Source organism: Microvirga roseola, from assembly GCF_020866965.1.
In the GTDB taxonomy this organism is placed as follows: Bacteria; Pseudomonadota; Alphaproteobacteria; order Rhizobiales; family Beijerinckiaceae; genus Microvirga; species Microvirga roseola.
Genome location: NZ_JAJATX010000151.1, coordinates 1 through 1391 on the forward strand (window position 1 = coordinate 1; position 1391 = coordinate 1391).

The 1391-nt window shown below is 63.7% G+C and carries 2 protein-coding genes; both read left to right on the top strand.

What is annotated here, in order from left to right; genetic code table 11:
- Positions 1-491 (top strand): PRC-barrel domain-containing protein (locus LG661_RS24595; RefSeq protein WP_230534625.1); only part of this gene is annotated, 491 nt, incomplete at its 5' end.
- Between the two features lie 126 nt (positions 492-617).
- Complete coding sequence (locus LG661_RS24600; RefSeq protein ID WP_230534626.1) at positions 618-1349, top strand: Crp/Fnr family transcriptional regulator; 732 nt, start codon at positions 618-620, stop codon at positions 1347-1349.
- Positions 1350-1391: the final 42 nt, after the last annotated feature.

The window sequence follows — 1391 nt, forward strand, 5'->3', positions numbered from 1 at the left end:
AGCAGCAGGGCGAGCCCAACGTCCGCATCCAGCAGCAGCAGGCCGGATTGGGCGCTGAGGTCGTGAACCGCCCCGGCATGGCCGGAGTGGACGTGAACGAGATCGAACCACGCCGCGACCCGATCGACACGGGCATCGAAGGTGCAACCGGCGCCATCGGTACCGCCGCGGTACGTCCGTTCGTGGTCTCGGATCTGGAGGACATGGAGGTTTACAGCCTTCGCGGTCAGCAGATCGGTGAGGTGAAGCGCGTGGTGCGCAACATCGGCCTGGGCCAGGCCTACATCGTGCTAGAGCATGGCGGCTTCCTCGGCCTCGGCGAAAAGGAGGTTCCGATTCCGCTCAATCGCGTGTTCATGATGGGCGACAGGCTCGTGGCTGCCGGCTTGACCGAGGCGGAAGTCGAAGCCATGCGGGACTGGGACTTCGACAACCGCGAGTACACCGAAATCGGCGACAACGAGACCGTCGAGATCGGAATGCGCGGATAACCCACGGAAAGCCCGACGAACGCAATGGGGGAATAGCGCCCCCATTGCGCTTCATCCTGCCCGGCCGGATGCGAGATCTGTGATCGAGATTCGGCCTGGGCGTCCATTGGTATCCGGGCTCACGGCATGGAAACAGCGCAAAACCGCGCCGCGCCGGCGCACCCGTTCGACGGAACGCCTCGCAACCGGATTCTGGCTGCCCTTCCTCCGAACGAATTCGAGCGTATCCGACCGCATCTGACCCACGCAGTTGTTCGGCGCAGCACCATTCTGCAGGATTTCGATGTCGCTCCGGATCGCGTGTTCTTCATCGAAAGCGGCCTTGCATCCTTGCAGGTGCATACCGACAGCGACCGCCCGGTCGAGGTTGGAATGGTCGGTCGCAAAAGTCTCGTCGGGGCCTCCGCGGCTCTGGGAGGCCATGTGCCGTTGCGGGCTGTCATGCAGGTCGCGGGCGAAGCCCTCACGATCTCGGCCAAGCCGTTCAGGTCCGCGCTCAGCCGCAGTCCGACTTTGCTGCAGCTTCTGCTGAACGATCTGCATTCCACGACGATGCAAAGCTCGCAGCTGGTGCTGTGCAGCGCCCGGCATGAGGCGGAGCAGCGCATCGCGCGCTGGCTTCTGCTGGCACAGGACTGGCTCGAGGCCGATCAGGTGCCCATCACGCATGAGGTGATCGGCAGCAATCTCGGCATGCGTCGCGCCGGCGTCACCGAGGTTCTCAGCCGCTTCGAACAGGCGGGAGCGGTCCGCACGGAGCGCGCCTGCATCACCGTCGTCGATCGGGAAGAGCTCCAGAAACTCTCATGCGACTGCTATCGCGTCATCAGTCGCGAGTATGCCCGCCTCTTTAAGTAGTCGGCCCTGAACAACCCCCAACCGATTGAGGGTGAAGGATTC

Bases quoted from the DNA above. Each gene is read 5' to 3' on its own strand.
- LG661_RS24600 (WP_230534626.1), top strand. From the start codon at position 618: ATGGAAACAGCGCAAAACCGCGCCGCGCCGGCGCACCCGTTCGACGGA.